At 65.5% G+C, this 15,898-nt stretch carries 14 protein-coding genes; 8 read left to right on the top strand and 6 right to left on the bottom strand.

Annotated features, from left to right (window positions below):
* Positions 1–122: 122 nt before the first annotated feature.
* On the bottom strand, positions 123–1,748 hold the full coding sequence (gene groL / locus MAB_RS03435) for a chaperonin GroEL (protein ID WP_005064866.1): 1,626 nt from the start codon (positions 1,746–1,748) through the stop codon (positions 123–125).
* A gap of 302 nt (positions 1,749–2,050) precedes the next feature.
* On the opposite strand from groL, the gene MAB_RS03430 reads away from it, so the two are divergent.
* Entirely contained in the window at positions 2,051–3,226 is a 1,176-nt protein-coding gene (locus tag MAB_RS03430) for an FAD-dependent monooxygenase (protein ID WP_005085563.1), read from the top strand.
* Here the strand turns inward: MAB_RS03430 and MAB_RS03425 are convergent.
* Together MAB_RS03425 and MAB_RS03420 are read right to left on the bottom strand one after the other, a co-directional pair.
* Positions 3,217–4,305, bottom strand: a complete 1,089-nt coding sequence (locus tag MAB_RS03425; protein ID WP_005113184.1) for a hypothetical protein — start codon at positions 4,303–4,305, stop codon at positions 3,217–3,219. The two genes, MAB_RS03430 and MAB_RS03425, sit on opposite strands and share 10 nt — an antisense overlap.
* Positions 4,306–4,351: 46 nt before the next feature.
* Positions 4,352–4,915: a TetR/AcrR family transcriptional regulator gene (locus MAB_RS03420; RefSeq protein WP_005085561.1), complete on the bottom strand. Its 564-nt coding sequence runs from the start codon at positions 4,913–4,915 to the stop codon at positions 4,352–4,354.
* Positions 4,916–5,014: 99 nt separating this feature from the next.
* Here MAB_RS03420 and MAB_RS03415 point away from each other — a divergent pair, with 99 nt between their 5' ends.
* The 3 genes from MAB_RS03415 to MAB_RS03405 all read left to right on the top strand — a co-directional run bounded on the left by MAB_RS03415 (position 5,015) and on the right by MAB_RS03405 (position 8,307).
* The gene (locus tag MAB_RS03415) at positions 5,015–5,938 is read left to right on the top strand and encodes an SDR family NAD(P)-dependent oxidoreductase (protein ID WP_005085560.1); all 924 of its coding nucleotides are present in this window, start codon (positions 5,015–5,017) and stop codon (positions 5,936–5,938) included.
* A 154-nt stretch (positions 5,939–6,092) separates the two neighbouring features.
* Positions 6,093–7,787: a DEAD/DEAH box helicase gene (locus MAB_RS03410; protein WP_005085559.1), complete on the top strand. Its 1,695-nt coding sequence runs from the start codon at positions 6,093–6,095 to the stop codon at positions 7,785–7,787.
* A 19-nt stretch (positions 7,788–7,806) separates the two neighbouring features.
* Positions 7,807–8,307 (top strand): cupin domain-containing protein, encoded by a 501-nt coding sequence (locus MAB_RS03405; RefSeq protein ID WP_005113183.1) that lies wholly within the window; start codon positions 7,807–7,809, stop codon positions 8,305–8,307.
* On the opposite strand, the gene MAB_RS03400 is transcribed toward MAB_RS03405, so the two are convergent.
* The 3 genes from MAB_RS03400 to MAB_RS03390 all read right to left on the bottom strand — a co-directional run bounded on the left by MAB_RS03400 (position 8,304) and on the right by MAB_RS03390 (position 10,670).
* Positions 8,304–9,218, bottom strand: a complete 915-nt coding sequence (locus MAB_RS03400) for an SDR family NAD(P)-dependent oxidoreductase (protein WP_005113182.1) — start codon at positions 9,216–9,218, stop codon at positions 8,304–8,306. The two genes, MAB_RS03405 and MAB_RS03400, sit on opposite strands and share 4 nt — an antisense overlap.
* A 261-nt stretch (positions 9,219–9,479) precedes the next feature.
* Complete coding sequence (locus MAB_RS03395) at positions 9,480–9,857, bottom strand: VOC family protein (protein WP_005085555.1); 378 nt, start codon at positions 9,855–9,857, stop codon at positions 9,480–9,482.
* 15 nt (positions 9,858–9,872) lie between these two features.
* Positions 9,873–10,670 carry an HAD-IIA family hydrolase gene (locus MAB_RS03390; RefSeq protein ID WP_005064851.1) on the bottom strand — a complete coding sequence of 266 codons (798 nt, stop codon included), beginning with the start codon at positions 10,668–10,670 and terminating at the stop codon, positions 9,873–9,875.
* 117 nt (positions 10,671–10,787) lie between these two features.
* On the opposite strand from MAB_RS03390, the gene moeA reads away from it, so the two are divergent.
* The 4 genes from moeA (at position 10,788) to MAB_RS03370 (ending at position 15,844) form a co-directional block, all read left to right on the top strand.
* A complete protein-coding gene (moeA, locus tag MAB_RS03385; RefSeq protein WP_005113181.1) occupies positions 10,788–11,981 on the top strand; it encodes a molybdopterin molybdotransferase MoeA in 1,194 nt (397 codons plus the stop codon).
* Positions 11,982–12,053: 72 nt separating this feature from the next.
* A complete protein-coding gene (locus tag MAB_RS03380) occupies positions 12,054–12,767 on the top strand; it encodes a phosphatidylserine decarboxylase (RefSeq protein ID WP_005113180.1) in 714 nt (237 codons plus the stop codon).
* Positions 12,764–13,651 (top strand): CDP-diacylglycerol--serine O-phosphatidyltransferase, encoded by an 888-nt coding sequence (gene pssA, locus MAB_RS03375; protein WP_005064848.1) that lies wholly within the window; start codon positions 12,764–12,766, stop codon positions 13,649–13,651. Before MAB_RS03380 ends, pssA begins: the two co-directional genes overlap by 4 nt.
* Before the next feature lie 6 nt (positions 13,652–13,657).
* A complete protein-coding gene (locus MAB_RS03370) occupies positions 13,658–15,844 on the top strand; it encodes an AAA family ATPase (RefSeq protein ID WP_005092266.1) in 2,187 nt (728 codons plus the stop codon).
* Positions 15,845–15,898: the final 54 nt, after the last annotated feature.

Raw genomic sequence — 15,898 nt, 5'->3', positions numbered from 1 at the left:
GTCCCGCGTCGGATTCCCACTCGGATTCCCCCTCGGCTTCCCACTCGGCCCGGACCAGTAACGAAAAAGGCCCGGTCTGCACTGGATTTCTCCAGGCAGGCCGGGCCTCTTCGTTGGGGGACTTAGAAGTCCATGCCACCCATGCCACCGGTCGGGTCGCCCGCAGGTGCGGCGGCCTTCTCCGGCTTGTCGGCAACGACGGCCTCAGTGGTGAGGAACAGCGCCGCGATGGACGCCGCGTTCTGCAGCGCCGAGCGGGTGACCTTCACCGGGTCGGCAACGCCAGCGGCCAGCAGGTCCTCGTACTCGCCGGTGGCGGCGTTCAGGCCGGTACCGGACGGAGAGTTGCGAACCTTCTCGGCCACAACGCCGGGCTCCAGGCCCGAGTTGAAGGCGATCTGCTTCAGCGGGGCCTCGACGGCGACCTTGACGATCGCGGCGCCGGTGGCCTCGTCACCGGTGAGGGACAGCTCATCCAGCGAGGGGGCAGCCTGCAGCAGGGCCACGCCACCACCGGCGACGATGCCCTCCTCGACGGCCGCCTTCGCGTTGCGAACGGCATCCTCGATGCGGTGCTTGCGCTCCTTGAGCTCCACCTCGGTGGCAGCTCCGGCCTTGATCACCGCAACACCGCCGGCCAGCTTGGCCAGGCGCTCCTGCAGCTTCTCACGGTCGTAGTCGGAGTCGCTGTTCTCGATCTCGCTGCGGATCTGCGCCACGCGACCGGCGATGGCGTCGGAGTCGCCCGCGCCCTCGACGATGGTGGTCTCGTCCTTGGTGACGACGACCTTGCGAGCGGTACCCAACAGGGTGATATCGGCGGTCTCGAGCGACAGGCCGACCTCTTCGCTGACGACCTGGCCACCGGTGAGGATCGCCATGTCCTGCAGCATCGCCTTGCGACGGTCACCGAAGCCCGGGGCCTTGACGGCGACGGACTTGAAGGTGCCGCGGATCTTGTTGACGACCAGAGTGGACAGAGCCTCACCCTCGACGTCCTCGGCGATGATCAGCAGCGGCTTGCCGGCCTGAATGACCTTCTCCAGCAACGGAAGCAGATCCTTGACGGTCGACACCTTGGAGCTGACCAGCAGGATGTAGGGATCCTCCAGGACGGCTTCCTGACGCTCGGCGTCGGTCACGAAGTAGCCCGAGATGTAGCCCTTGTCGAAGCGCATACCCTCGGTGAGCTCCAGCTGCAGGCCGAAGGTGTTGGACTCCTCGACGGTGATGACACCCTCGTTGCCAACCTTGTCCATGGCCTCGGCGATCAGGTCGCCGATGGACTGGTCGCCCGCGGAGATACCGGCCGTGGCCGCGATCTGCTCCTTGGTCTCGACCTCCTTGGCGCTCTTCAGCAGCGTCTCGGTGACCTTCTCGACGGCCTTCTCGATGCCGCGCTTCAGGCCGAGCGGGTTGGCGCCGGCGGCGACGTTACGCAGACCTTCCTTGACCAGGGCCTGGGCAAGAACGGTGGCGGTGGTGGTGCCGTCACCCGCGACGTCGTCGGTCTTCTTGGCAACTTCCTTGACCAGCTCAGCGCCGATCTTCTCGTACGGGTCCTCCAGCTCGATCTCCTTGGCGATGGACACACCATCGTTGGTGATCGTGGGGGCGCCCCACTTCTTCTCCAAGACGACGTTGCGACCCTTGGGGCCCAGCGTCACCTTGACCGCGTCAGCAAGGGCGTTGAGGCCCCGCTCCAGGCCGCGGCGGGCCTCTTCGTCATACGCAATTGTCTTGGCCATTGCGAAGTGATTCCTCCGTGTAAGGGGGTTGCACGTTCTCGGCCGGGCTCAGTGCCCGCGACGGACGGACGCAGCTGTGTGGGCTGCGGCCTCACCGTCCCGGCCTAGCACTCACCGGTCGTGAGTGCCAATGCCATTTTTAGCACTCGGCCATGGCGAGTGCAAGGGCGATCGAGGGCACTTTGTACCAACAAACCCGACGTCGGCGCCCGGCCCGATCTTCCGCCGAGCCGGAGCCGATCACGAGTCGGGCTCGCGCGAAGACTCACCGGACATTCAGGAACGCGGTCTACGGTGACGCCATGTCACGTGAGATCCTCATCAGCGGTGGCGGTATCGCGGGCCCTGCGCTGGCGTACTGGCTTGTGCAGGAAGGACACTCCGTCACGATCGTCGAACGTGCCGCGACCGTACGAAATGGCGGTCAGGCCGTCGATTTCCGGGGTCCGTCCATCGACGTGCTGGACAAAATGGGTGTGCTCGACGCGGTGCGGGCACAGGCCACGCACATGGGGTCCCTGGTGATGGTCGATGCCGACGGCAAGGAAATAGCCCGGTTTCCCTCTGAGGTCATCAGCGGTGAATTGGAGATCCTGTGGGGCGATCTTGCGCGCATCCTGCACGAGGCGGTACGCGAACACGTCGTGTTTCGTTTCGCCGATTCGATCACCGGCGTGCGCGATGACGGCGCGAAGGTCACAGTCTCCTTCTCCAGGTCCGCACCGGAGAGCTACGACCTCCTGATCGGCGCCGACGGTGTGCATTCGGGTGTTCGCGCGCTGACCTTCGGGCCGGAGCACGAGTTCGTGACCCAACTGGGCCAATACTTCACATTTTTCGCGATGGACAATCATCTCGGCCTCGACCATCAGACGGTGGGCTTCCGGGAGGGGACACGCGGCGTCGGCATCCAGGCAACCGCACCCGACGCGCCCGCTCGCGGCTCACTCTCGTTCTCCGATGACCACCTCGAGTTCGATTACCGGGACGTCGAAGGCAACAAGAAGCTGTTCTCGGAACGATTCACCGGCTTCGGCTGGGAAACTCCCGCTGTTCTGCGCGCCCTTTCCGTCACCGCTGAGCCCTATTTCGACTCGTTGTGCCAGGTTCATCTGGACACGTACTCCCGTGGGCGCGTGTGCCTCCTCGGCGACGCGGCCTGGTGCGCGTCGCCCCGATCGGGCATGGGCACCAGCCTGGCGATCGTCGGCGCATACGTGCTCGCCCACGAATTGCGCTCCGCACAGGGCGATTTCAGCATCGCCTTCGCCCGATTTCATACGTTGATGGCTCCATACGCCGCGCGGTGCCAGCGGCTGGCACTGGATGCTCTGAAAATCGGCGAGGCCGACTCACCGTGGGCGACCGGGCTGAGAAGGCTCGGGCTATGGTCCCTGCGGCTGCCCGGCATTCGCCAGTTGGTCGCCCGTCAGGCACTCAAGGTGGGACGTTCGTTCGCGCTCCCCGCCTACGACTGACCAAATTTCCTGCCCGCCGCCACGGCCACCCGTTTGACGTCGTCGCACGACGAGGTTCCGCGTACTACCGCCCCGGGCCGCCGGGAGTCACCGGGACGGGCGCGCTCGGGCGGGAAGTACATCGGCTGATACTCCTTGCCCAGGTATACGAAGACCTCGCAGAACGGCTTGTCGTACGTGCTTGTGACCGTGCTGACGTGCAGCTCCACCCCGTCGCGATCCTCGACGACCGTACGCCGATCCTGTCCGTACCTGGAGGTATCCGGTTCGTGCGGACCCACCGGGCGCAATGCCACCTCTACTTCCTTTACGTCCGGCTCTACGTCCGGCGCCTTCCCATCGGCAGCCGGGCCGGCACCGAACCTGCAGGCGTAGGGGTCCAACCCGGCACCGGGATTGGACCGCCGATAGCTGGAGAATCCATCCAGGTGAGGTAGCAGGGAGCATGGATCCTGACCGGCGGGCCCGGGAGCCGAACCCTCTCGGCGAGGCAGGTGCTGCGATCTCATCTGTGCGGCGCCGCTGGCGATTGCCGATGCCTCCCGGCAGGGATAGACGGGGCGCCCAGGCCCTGGGTCCCGAGCAAGACTGGCCACCACGTTCACCCGGACACGGCCCGCGGGTTGGACGGGCCGCTCGTCCAGCCCAAGGTTGAAGACGTACCGGCACCATCCCCGATTGCTGGTTGGCCCCAACATATGGGTGATCGCTATCCCGTTGACGCTGACCGAGTCGGTGGGCTGCTCCACCGGCTCCCCGGCTTCCGGGGCCAGGTCGAAACCAATGGTTGCCGAGACATCGCTGGGAAAGTCGCCGTCGTACGCGCCCAGCGCCAGCGTGCACCGATCAAAGCCATCGGTGTATCCGAAAGAGATCGCCCGGGGAATGGTGGCCTTGATGGATTCCGCATCCACGAGCCCACACGGATCGATAGCCCGCACCGCGTCCGCCACGCTCAAGATTGCGGCGTCGTCGTCTGTCTTGGCACGCCAATCACCGGACCGCGGCGCACCGAAAAACGAACAGCCAACGGCCAGCAACAGCACCGACACCGACACCGACCATCGACGAAATGACATTTGCTACCTCCGACTCACTCAAGGTAGCGAAGCTAACCGCCCCTGACTACGGGCGCGGCCGCAGTCCGTCGAACACGACGTCAGTCACCTGGCGCGAGACATCCTTGTTGTAGCTCTGCATGGCCTGGCAACCGACCAGGAGTGCCTTCACCTCGTGCACCCCCACATCGGAGCGCACCGTGCCCGCCTGCTGCGCGGCTCGCAGCAGATCACCCAAGACCGCATAGAAGGACTCCTCGATATGCGGAATGAGCGCCTGAACGTCGATGCCCGCACCTGACAAGGCATCCACCAAGCCCTGATCGGTGCCGCCCCAATCCATCATCGAACGCAGAAATTCGAAGAGCGCTTCGCCGGGGTCGACGGCCGCCAGCAGCTCGCGGCCCTTGTCGATCACGCTGCCCATGCGATCCTCGGCAATCGCGCGATACAGGTCCTCCTTGGCCGGGAAATGCCGATACACCGTCCCCGCACCCACGCCGGCGCGTCGCGCGATCTCATCGATAGGCACCCCAAGCCCCTCTTCGGCGAAGGTTTGGTAGGCGACCTCCAACACCCGCGCACGGTTGCGGGCAGCGTCTGCCCGTAACGGACGGGCGGGTTGATCCATCTCACACTCCTTGACGCCTTGACAAAACGGGGCGAGCGTTCCGTATATTTACAAGCGGAGTAACCGCCCCGGTTACTGACAGACTATCAAGGAGCACCCATGTCGCGATCCACCACCAAATGGAGCACCACCGACATCCCCGATCAGACCGGCCGCATCGCTATCGTCACCGGTGCCAATACCGGACTCGGCCTCGAAACCGCCAAGGCACTCGCCGCGCACGGCGCTCACGTGGTACTCGCCGTCCGCAACGCGGAGAAAGGAAAAGCCGCGGCTGAGGCGATCACCGCGGCCCACTCAAACGCCGATGTCACCCTGCAGTCATTGGACCTTTCCTCACTGGAATCCGTCCGCCGGGCCAGTGATGAGCTCAAGGGGCGCTACGACAAGATCGATCTGCTGATCAACAACGCCGGCGTCATGTGGACGGAAAAGTCCAGCACCGCCGACGGCTTCGAGCTGCAGTTCGGCACCAATCACCTGGGCCATTACGCACTCACCGGCCTGCTCTTGGAGCGCCTGTTGCCCGTGGAGGGCTCACGCGTGGTGACGGTCAGCAGCATCGGGCACCGCATCCGCGCCGACATCCACTTCGATGACCTGCAATGGGAACGCGACTACGACCGTGTCGCGGCATATGGACAGTCGAAGCTGGCCAACCTGTTGTTCACCTACGAGCTACAGCGGCGCCTGGCCGGCACCAACACCGTCGCCCTGGCCGCGCATCCCGGTGGCTCCAATACCGAACTGGCCCGCAATTCTCCGCTGTGGGTCCGGGCGGTGTTCGACGTCGTGGCGCCGGTATTGGTCCAGGGAGCGGATATGGGTGCCCTGCCCACGCTGCGAGCCGCCACCGACCCGGCTGCCCTGGGCGGCCAGTACTACGGGCCCGACGGATTCATGGAACAGCGCGGTAACCCCAAGGTCGTCGCGTCGAGCGAACAGTCCTACAACCTCGATTTGCAGCGTCGGCTGTGGTCGGTATCCGAGGAACTCACCGACGTGGTCTTCCCGGTCAAGTGAGCTGAGCCGGTGGTGGCGAGCGCTGTGCTGATCGTCTCCAGCTATCACTCTGGTGACACGACACGCGGTGCTCGCCACGCCCGTCGGGATGCACTCCCGTAATCCGTTGCGTTAGTCTGCGACTCAATCGTTTAGGCAGAGCGGAGTCCATAGGGTGCGGGCTGTAGAAGCGCCCAGCACCCATACATTGCGGGGCTGGCAGCGCAGGGCATTGGTGCGGTATTTGGCCGCCAAGCCCCGCGATTTCTTGGCGGTGGCCACTCCCGGATCGGGGAAAACTCGGTTTGCCCTGCGCATTGCTACCGAGCTGCTGGCCGATGGCACCGTCGACAAGATCACCGTCGTGGTGCCCACAGAGCACCTGAAGGTGCAGTGGGCCCAGTCGGCCACCTCCTTCGGCCTGTCACTGGACCCCAGATTCAGCAACTCCGATTCACAGACCTCCTCGGAGTATCACGGCGTCGTCGTCACCTACGCGCAGGTGGCCAGCCACCCCACGCGGCACCGGGTCCGCACTGAGAACCACCGAACGCTGGTTATCTTCGACGAGATCCACCATGCCGGTGATGCCAAAAGCTGGGGCGAAGCGGTCCGCGAGGCGTTCGACGACGCCACCCGGCGCCTCTCGCTGACCGGAACCCCGTTCCGTAGCGACGACAGTCCCATCCCCTTCATCAACTATGAGCCCGATGGCGCCGGCTACCAACGCTCACAGGCAGACCACACCTACGGATACTCCGAGGCGCTGGCCGACGGTGTGGTGCGCCCGGTGGTCTTCATGGCGTATTCCGGTGAAGCCCGCTGGCGGGACAGCGCCGGGGAGGAGCACGCCGCACGCCTTGGCGAACCACTGAGTGCAGAGCAAACCGCGCGTGCCTGGCGCACCACCTTGGATCCCAACGGCGAATGGATACCCGCGGTGCTGCGCGCCGCCCATGCACGGCTGCTACAGAAGCGCAAAGGAGGCATGACCGACGCGGGCGCCATGATCATCGCCACCGATCAGAAGGCCGCCCGCGCGTACGCGAAGCTGCTCACCCAGATCACCGGCAGCGAGCCCACCGTGGTGTTATCGGACGACCCGAAATCTTCCGACCGCATCGCGCAGTTCTCGGCCAGCACCAGCGAGTGGATGGTGGCGGTGCGCATGGTGTCCGAGGGGGTTGACGTGCCGCGGCTGGCCGTGGGCGTGTACGCGACGAGTGCCTCGACTCCGCTGTTCTTCGCACAGGCGATCGGGCGGTACGTGCGGTCACGTACGCCGGGCGAGACGGCAAGCATCTTCCTGCCGTCGGTACCGACGCTACTGGAACTCGCCAGCCTGCTGGAGGAGCAGCGCAATCACGTGCTCGGCAAACCACATCGCGAGCCGATGGGCGATGAGGAGCCGGTGGAGCGCAAGCGCACCGAGCCCGGCGAAGAGGAGAAGGGCTTCGAATCGCTGAGCGCCAGTGCCGAGTTGGACCAGGTGATCTTCGACGGCGCGTCCTTCGGCACCGCAACACCGGCGGGCAGCGAGGAAGAGGCCGAATACCTCGGCATCCCCGGCCTTCTTGATCCCAACCAGATGCGAGATCTATTGCGGCGCAGGCAAGAAGAACAGCTGACCAAGCGCACCGCCTCAGGGGAGGTGCCTCCCGAAATCACCTCGACGCACGGCCAGTTGCGCGAGCTACGGCGCGAGCTCAACGCACTGGTATCAGCCACCCATTTCAAATCGGGGAAGCCGCACGGCTGGATTCACAACGAGTTGCGACGGCGGTGTGGCGGACCACCCGTCGCCGCGGCCACACGCGATCAGCTCAAGGAGCGCATCGAGGCCGTCCGGACCCTTCATCGGGAGCTGTGACGCGCGTAGCGTGGAGCGCATGTCACTGATCGTTTCTGGATACCCCGAACCGCGGTATCACGGCGAGACCGGCGAGGTCAGCGCGACGTTCAAACCGGTGACCGACCCGCCCGACTACGCCCCCGACGGCGGCAACGTGCAGTATCGCTACCTGGCCACCCAGCAGTCGACGGCCGGCGACTACGGGCTGTACCGGATCGATGCCGGGCCGGTGAAAGGCTTTGGTGCCGCTACGCATTTCCACAAGGCGATGTCCGAGGCGTTCTTCGTGCTATCGGGTACCTGGCGTCTCTACAATGGCGAAAACTGGGCCGACGCCACGGCGGGCGACTTTTTGTTTGTACCGCCGGGCGGCCTACACGCCTTCCAAAACGATTCGGGTGCAGCGGCTTCCATGCTCATGCTATTTGCACCGGGAGCACCCCGACAGAAATACTTCGAGGGCTTCGGTGCACTCGCCGACATGACCGATGACCAGCGCACCCAGTGGTTCATCGACCACGACAACTTCTTCGTTTAGACCGGGAACCGAACGCCGGTCAGCTCCTCCGACACAGACCAAAGCCGTTGTTGCAGAACCTTATCGTGAGACTGCTTGCTCGACCTGACGACCTTCGGGTAACCGCGGAACTCACCAAAACCTGAAGGCCCGTAGTACTGGCCGCCCTGTGCGGCCGGGTCTGTGGCGGCACGCAGACTGGGCAGCGCTCCCATTGCCGGGCTCTGTGCGATTTTCAGTGCCGCCGCGGTGAGCGCCTCCGGGCCGAATGTGATGTGCCGCATCAGCTCGGTGCCCGATGCACCCGGATGTGCGGCAAGCGCCACGGTCTCGGCTCCAGCAGCCTGGAGACGTCGCTGCAGCTCATAGGTGAACAGCAGGTTCGCGAGCTTGGATTGCGCATAGGCCCCCACCCTGCTGTAACCCCGCTCCCACTGCAAATCATCGAAATGTATTGCTGCCCTGAATTTATGGCCGTTGCTGCTGACGATGACAACGCGTGAGTCAGGCACTGCGGTGAGATTTTCCAGCAGCAACCCGGTGAGTGCGAAATGCCCCAGATGGTTGGTGCCGAATTGCAGTTCAAACCCGTCGGCCGTGAGGCTCTTCGGCGGATACATCACACCCGCGTTGTTGATGAGGAGATCGATCCGTGGATAGTCGGCACCCAGCTGTCGGGCGGCGGACCTGATATCCGAAAGCGACGACAGGTCCAGCCGCTGTAGCGCGAGGTTGCTCCCAGCCGCACCCTTCGTAATATCGTCGGCCGCGGCGGCTCCCTTGTCGGGGTCGCGCACCGCAAGAACCACCTGGGCTCCCGCAGCGGCCAAGGCACGCGCAGTCTCCAGACCGAGGCCGGTGTTGGCGCCGGTGACGACGGCAACACGTCCGGTCTGGTCGGGAATATCGGCTGTCGTCCAGTGCACCGTCACGTTTGCATACTGCCCCAGATCCCTCACATTCACCACGCTGATCGGCACTGACACGTCCGATGACACGTCAACGCGTACGGGGACACCCCCGACCTCTGAGCCGTCGACGAGGACACCGCGCGACCCGGCGGCGACAAGAAAGCGGCATCCATGCCGATTGTGCAACCCAAGGGCACGTCTGCCTCGGCACCCGTGCTCACGAGCAGGGACTCGATCACCCCGCCCTCGCCGATCGTTACCCCACGCCGCTAGACGTGGGACTCATCCGTGGAAGACCGCCTCGACGTTGTTCCCATCCGGGTCGCGCACAAAGGCGCCGTAATACCCCGGGTGATACTCGGGCCAGAGCCGGGGCGCGTGCAGCACCTCGGCGCCCGCACCCGTTGCCGCCGCGAAGAACTCGTCGACCTTTGCCGTGCTCGCCGCCGAAAACGCAACATGGACTTCGCGATTGGACTCCATCGAGGCATGCCCACTCGGGTCGCCACCGATCCAGAATTGCGCTTGTCCCTCGGGTCCGTACCCGATGGCAACACCGAAATCCATCTGCCGCGTGAAACCCAGAACCCCGAGAACCTTGTCATAGAAGGCCGCTGCGGCCGGCAGATCCGCACAGTTGATACCGAAATGATCGATCATGACGGCGATTCTGGCTTATAGGCCCGACAGCAGGGGCGGCAAATCGGCGACCGAGTCGACCACGTAGGCCGGCTGCATCGCGTACTGATCGGCGGCCCACCGGTCCAGGGTGTCCTGACGGAATTTGCCGGTGCGCACCAGCACCCCCGTCATCCCGACAACCTGAGCGGCCAGCACGTCGACATGTAGATCGTCGCCCACCATCACCACCTGATCCGGCTCGCAGCCCATGCGTTCGGCGGCGAGCTGGAATCCCGCGGGAGCCGGTTTACCGACGGCCACGGCCTTGCGGCCGGACACCTGTTCCATACCGGCCAGATACACGCCGGTGTCGACGCGCAGTCCCTCGCGGGTACTCCACACCGCGTTACGGTGCATCGCGACGACGGGAATGCCCTGGGCCATCAATTCGTACACCCGGCTCAACGCCACATGGTCGAACTGCGGGCCTGCTCCGCCCAGAATGATCACATCGGGATCGTCGGAGAGGGATTCGACAAAATCGACGCCTGCCATGTCGGCGGTGATGTCGCCGTCGTTCAGCAGGTAACACCGAGCGCCCGGATGCTGGGTGATCACGTGATCGGCGGTCAACATCGCCGCGGTGATCACCTCGTCGGCGGGCACCGCCAGCCCGGCGGCGCTGAGCAACTCGGCGATCTGCACACGGGTCCGCGACGTGGTGTTGGTCAGGAAACATCGGCGAATGTCGTCGTTCTCGAGTGCCTTGAGAGCCTGCGCGGCGCCGTCGATCGGCTCCCACGAGGTCACCAGGACCCCGTCGATATCGAAGAGCACTCCGCCGACGGTCATGGCGCTATTTTCCCGCGATGGTGTCGCCACCGCACGTCGAGGGCATGCCGGGCGCACACAACTCGGCGAAAACCCCTGCGTGCGGTATGCGCTCGGCATTCGGGCAATAATGAGCCGATGCGTTCCGTCGCAGAGCACCAGCAAGTCGTTGCCGAACTGATCCAGGCACCTGTGCCCGTACGGATACCGGTCGGCGCGGCTGAGCGGTTGGTGCTGGCCGCCGACGTCGTCGCACCGCTGAATCTGCCGGTGTTCGACAACTCCGCGATGGACGGTTATGCGGTTCGGCACGAGGATTTGGTTGGGGCAAGCCCCGCTGGCCCGATAACCCTTCCGGTCACCGAGGACATCCCCGCCGGGCGCACCGATGAACTGACCCTCAACCCGGGCACCGCGCATCGGATCATGACCGGTGCGCCAGTTCCCGCCGGTGCCAGCGCCGTAGTACCCGTCGAAGTCACCGACGGCGGCACCGAGACGGTGACCATCACCCAGGAGCCCGCTGCCGGACAACATGTCCGCTGCGCGGGAGAGGATGTGCGGGCCGGCGACACCGTGTTGACCGCAGGCACCCGCCTCAACGCGCCGGCACTGGGCCTTGCCGCCGCGCTCGGCCTGGACGAGCTGACCGTGCATCCCCGCCTGCGGGTGGTGATCGCGTCAACCGGCAGCGAGCTGGTGCCGCCCGGCACACCCCTTCGGCCAGGGCAGATCTACGAATCGAACGCGGTCATGCTCGCCGCCGCCGTCCAGGAGGCCGGTGCGGACGCGGTGGTGGCACCGACCGTCGCCGACGATGTCGAGCAATTCCTGGCCGTACTCGAAGAATTCGGCGCGCAGGCCGATCTGGTGATCACCACCGGGGGGGTGAGCGCGGGCGCCTATGAGGTGGTCAAGGACGCACTGACCGATGCGGGTGTTCGGTTCGTTTCGGTGGCCATGCAACCCGGCAAGCCGCAGGGGGCCGGTCACGTCAACGGTGTTCCAGTGCTCACGCTGCCGGGCAATCCGGTCAGCGCACTGGTGTCATTCGAGGTGTTCATTCGCGAACCGCTGCGCGCCGCGATGGGATTGACCCCGGCGCGGACACGCCACGAAGCCGTCCTCACCGATGCCATATCCGCCCCCGCCGGCAAACGCCAGTTCCGGCGCGGATACTGGGCCGCCGACAAGGGCACCGTGACCGCCGTCGGACCTCCCGCATCGCATCATCTGCGCTGGCTTGCGGTATCGAACTGCCTGCTGGACATCCCCGAAGACGTCACCCAACTGCCTGCGGGAACGACAGTCAGTGTGTGGAATCTGAGCTGATCAAGGCGGCCGTGAGCGGCGTTGCGATCAGTGTGTTCCCCAGCTCGCGGACCGCATCACTAGGATGGTCCGGTGGCAAGACGCCCCCGCCCCGCAGGTTCAGAGCCGGATTCCGGCATTCCGCATATCGTCGAGCTCGTCCGCTCGACGATTCCCCCGATCCATCCGGCAGGTCTTCCGTTTATCGCCGGCGGATTGGGACTGGCGGGTCTGGGCGTCAGGAACAGGTGGGTTCGCGGGACCGGGCTGGCGCTCGCGGGCGCGTGCGCCGGGTTCTTCCGGCACCCACCACGTGTGCCACCCAACCGCGCCGATGTGGTGGTGGCCGCCGCCGACGGGCAGGTCTGCCTCGTCGATCGGGCGGTGCCGCCGCCGGAGCTGGGCCTGCCCGCCGAACCACTGCCGCGCATCAGCATCTTTCTGTCCGTCTTCGACGTGCATGTGCAACGGGTGCCTGTCGCGGGTGAGGCGACCGCCGTCATCCATCGCAGCGGACAGTTCCTGTCCGCCGATCGTGCCGAGGCGAGCGTCGCCAACGAACGCAACAGCGTGCAGATCCGCACCCGCACCGGCCACGACGTGATCGTGGTGCAAATCGCCGGGCTCATCGCTCGCCGCATCGTGTGCCACGCCAAGGTAGGCGATCAACTGTCCATCGGCGACACCTACGGCCTGATCCGATTCGGTTCCCGGGTGGACACCTACCTGCCCGAGGGGTCGAAAATTCTTGTCCAGCAAGGACAGCGCGCGGTGGGTGCCGAGACTGTGCTGGCCGAGTTGCCATGATCAGCAGTCCAGTACCCAAACGCCCGGTTCATATCCGCATCCTGCCGAGTGTGATGACGGTGCTGGCGATCTGCGGTGGCCTGTCGTCGATCAAGTTCGCGTTCGACGGGAAGCCGTACATCTCACTGACATTGATAGCCGCGGCCGCCATCCTCGATGGCCTCGACGGCAGAATCGCCCGGCTGTTGGATGCGACGTCCCGGATGGGCGCGGAAATCGATTCGCTGGCCGATGCGGTGAACTTCGGTGTCGCCCCCGCTGTGGTGCTCTACATCTCGATGCTGGCGGATACCCCTACCGCGTGGGTCTTTTCCCTGCTCTATGCGGTCTGCATCGTGTTGCGACTGGCCCGTTTCAATACGTTGCTCGACGACGACACCGCGCCCGCGTTCACCAAGGAGTACTTCGTGGGAGTGCCCTCCCCCGCGGGCGCCCTGATGGTGCTGGCGCCATTGGCCGCGTATCTGCAGTTCGGCGACGGCTGGTGGTCGTCGGTGTGGGCGATATGCGGATGGATGGTATTCGTGTCCATGCTCATCGTCAGTCAAATACCCACTGCGGCCATGAAATCCGTCTCGGTACCGCCTCGCATGGTGGTGCTGCTACTCGCTCTGGTCACGGTGGCCGCAGCGCTGCTGCTGCAGTACCCCTATGTGCTGTTACTGGTCCTGATCGTCGTCTACCTGACACACATCCCGTTCGCCTGGCGCAGTCAGCGCTGGGTGGCCGCGCGGCCGGAGTCTTGGGACGCCAAGCCAAAAGAGCGCCGGGATCTGCGTCGTGATCAGCGGCGCGACCAGCGCCGCGCCTTCCGGCAGGCAGCACTTCCCAAGCGGCGCACCGCCGAGCGCCTGGGCCTGCGCCGCCCCGGCAGACCGCGCTAGGACCGCATGAGTTCCCTCACCCTCACCGCGCGCCTGAACACCTCGGCCGTCGACTCACGACGCGGTGTGGTCCGGCTGCATCCGGAAGCAATTGCCGCCCTAGGCATCCGGGAATGGGATGCGATTTCTCTGACAGGGTCGCGTACCACGGCCGCGGTGGTCGGAGTCGCCCCGCGCTCGGTTCCCGCCGGGACAGCCCTGCTCGACGATGTCACCCTGTCCAACGCGGGCCTGCGCGAGGACGCCTCGGTGATCGTCGCGGCGGTCACGGTGTATGGCGCACGATCGATCACCGTCAGTGGTTCCTCGATCGCCACCCAGTCGGTTTCGTCCGCGACGCTCCGCATGGCCCTCTTGGGCAAGGTGATGACCGTCGGTGACACGGTTTCGCTGCTACCCCGAGACCTCGGGCCCGGCACCTCCACATCGGAGGCGACGTCGGCGCTGACCCGCTCGGTGGGCATCACCTGGACCTCCGAGCTACTCACGGTGACGGCGGTCGATCCCGACGGCCCGGTCAGTGTGCAGCCCAATTCGCTTGTCAGCTGGCAGGGTTCGACGGCAACCAGCGCCACCTCGGCGACCGCAGCGCGGCAAACGGAGCTCGCACCGGCGGCCGGTCCAGCTCCGGCGGCTTCCACGGTGATATCCGTGGAAGATCTCAAGGGCTCTCAGGCGCAAGCCACTCGTCTCACCGAATGGCTCAAACTAGCGCTCGATGAGCCAGAATTACTCAAAACACTTGGTGCCCAACCGAATCTTGGCGTACTGATATCCGGACCAGCCGGAGTGGGTAAGGCAACGCTGGCGCGAGCCGTCTGCGCTGCACGCACGCTCATCGAATTGGACGGGCCGGAGGCTGGAGCCACGAGCGCCGACGGACGGCTCGACATGATCCGCGAGGCGGTAAGCAGGGTGCGGCAATCCGGGGGTGTGCTGCTGATATCCGATATCGATGCATTACTGCCCGCCGCCGCCGAGCCCGTCGCAACGCTCATCCTTGCCGAATTACGCACTGCGGTAGCCACTTCCGGTGTGGCCTTCATCGCAACCACCGCACATCCCGATGCGCTCGACGCACGGCTGCGTGGCCCCGAGCTGTGCGATCGCGAGCTCGGTCTGAGCCTGCCGGACGCCGCCACCCGCAAATCGCTCCTTGAGGTGCTGTTGGCCAAGGTGCCATCGCAAAACCTACAGCTCGACGAGATTGCCTCACGCACGCCCGGTTTTGTCGTAGCCGATCTGGCAGCATTGGTACGAGAGGCGGCGCTGCGCGCGGCCGCGCGCGCCAGCGAGAAGGCCAGTGCCCCAGCGCTCGCCCAGGAGGATCTGATCGGCGCGCTGTCGGTGATCCGCCCGCTCTCCCGCTCGACCACCGAAGAGGTCGCCGTAGGGTCGATCACCCTCGACGATGTCGGCGATATGGTCGCCACCAAACAAGCTCTGACAGAAGCCGTGCTGTGGCCTCTGCAGCATCCGGACACCTTTCAACGGCTCGGCGTCGACCCGCCCCGGGGTGTTCTGCTCTACGGGCCGCCCGGCTGCGGCAAGACGTTCGTGGTGCGCGCGCTGGCCAGCTCCGGGCGGCTCTCGGTGCATGCCGTCAAGGGTGCCGAGCTGATGGACAAATGGGTGGGGTCATCCGAGCAGGCGGTGCGCGATCTGTTTCGACGAGCACGCGATTCGGCACCGTCCCTGGTGTTCCTCGACGAGGTGGACGCGCTGGCACCGCGCCGCGGGCAAAGCTTCGATTCCGGAGTCACCGACCGGGTCGTTGCCGCCCTGCTCACCGAGCTCGACGGGGTGGAACCGTTGCGCGATGTCGTGGTGCTCGGCGCCACCAACCGGCCAGAACTCATCGACCCCGCGCTACTCCGGCCCGGCCGGATGGAGCGGCTGGTATTCGTCGAGCCCCCGGATGCTCAGGCCCGCACGGACATCCTCAGGACCGCGGCTCGCTCGGTTCCGCTGGGTGCGGATGTCGATCTGAATGCGCTCGCCGCCGACCTCGACGGTTTTTCCGCCGCGGACTGCGCAGCGTTGTTACGCGAGGCCGCCATGGCTGCGATGCGGCGATCCATCGACGCCGCCGACGTCACCTCCGCGGATATCCACACCGCGCGCTCCGTCGTGCGTCCGTCGCTGGATCCGGTGCAGGTGGCATCACTGCGCGCGTTTGCTGACAACCGCTGAAAAGGGTTGCGTCGCGCCAATCATGGAGCGCCCCGTAAACTAGACATCACGACA

The organism is Mycobacteroides abscessus ATCC 19977 (genome assembly GCF_000069185.1).
Classification (GTDB): Bacteria; Actinomycetota; Actinomycetes; order Mycobacteriales; family Mycobacteriaceae; genus Mycobacterium; species Mycobacterium abscessus.
This window is presented reverse-complemented; position numbering and strand designations above follow the sequence as displayed.

Excerpts from the sequence above, each read along its gene's own strand:
- MAB_RS03425 (WP_005113184.1), bottom strand. The coding sequence starts at position 4,305 with ATGTCATTTCGTCGATGGTCGGTGTCGGTGTCGGTGCTGTTGCTGGCC.
- MAB_RS03420 (WP_005085561.1), bottom strand. The coding sequence starts at position 4,915 with ATGGATCAACCCGCCCGTCCGTTACGGGCAGACGCTGCCCGCAACCGT.
- MAB_RS03430 (WP_005085563.1), top strand. The coding sequence starts at position 2,051 with ATGTCACGTGAGATCCTCATCAGCGGTGGCGGTATCGCGGGCCCTGCG.
- MAB_RS03415 (WP_005085560.1), top strand. The coding sequence starts at position 5,015 with ATGTCGCGATCCACCACCAAATGGAGCACCACCGACATCCCCGATCAG.
- MAB_RS03390 (WP_005064851.1), bottom strand. The coding sequence starts at position 10,670 with ATGACCGTCGGCGGAGTGCTCTTCGATATCGACGGGGTCCTGGTGACC.
- pssA (WP_005064848.1), top strand. The coding sequence starts at position 12,764 with ATGATCAGCAGTCCAGTACCCAAACGCCCGGTTCATATCCGCATCCTG.
- groL (WP_005064866.1), bottom strand. The coding sequence starts at position 1,748 with ATGGCCAAGACAATTGCGTATGACGAAGAGGCCCGCCGCGGCCTGGAG.
- MAB_RS03395 (WP_005085555.1), bottom strand. The coding sequence starts at position 9,857 with ATGATCGATCATTTCGGTATCAACTGTGCGGATCTGCCGGCCGCAGCG.
- MAB_RS03405 (WP_005113183.1), top strand. The coding sequence starts at position 7,807 with ATGTCACTGATCGTTTCTGGATACCCCGAACCGCGGTATCACGGCGAG.
- moeA (WP_005113181.1), top strand. The coding sequence starts at position 10,788 with ATGCGTTCCGTCGCAGAGCACCAGCAAGTCGTTGCCGAACTGATCCAG.
- MAB_RS03370 (WP_005092266.1), top strand. The coding sequence starts at position 13,658 with ATGAGTTCCCTCACCCTCACCGCGCGCCTGAACACCTCGGCCGTCGAC.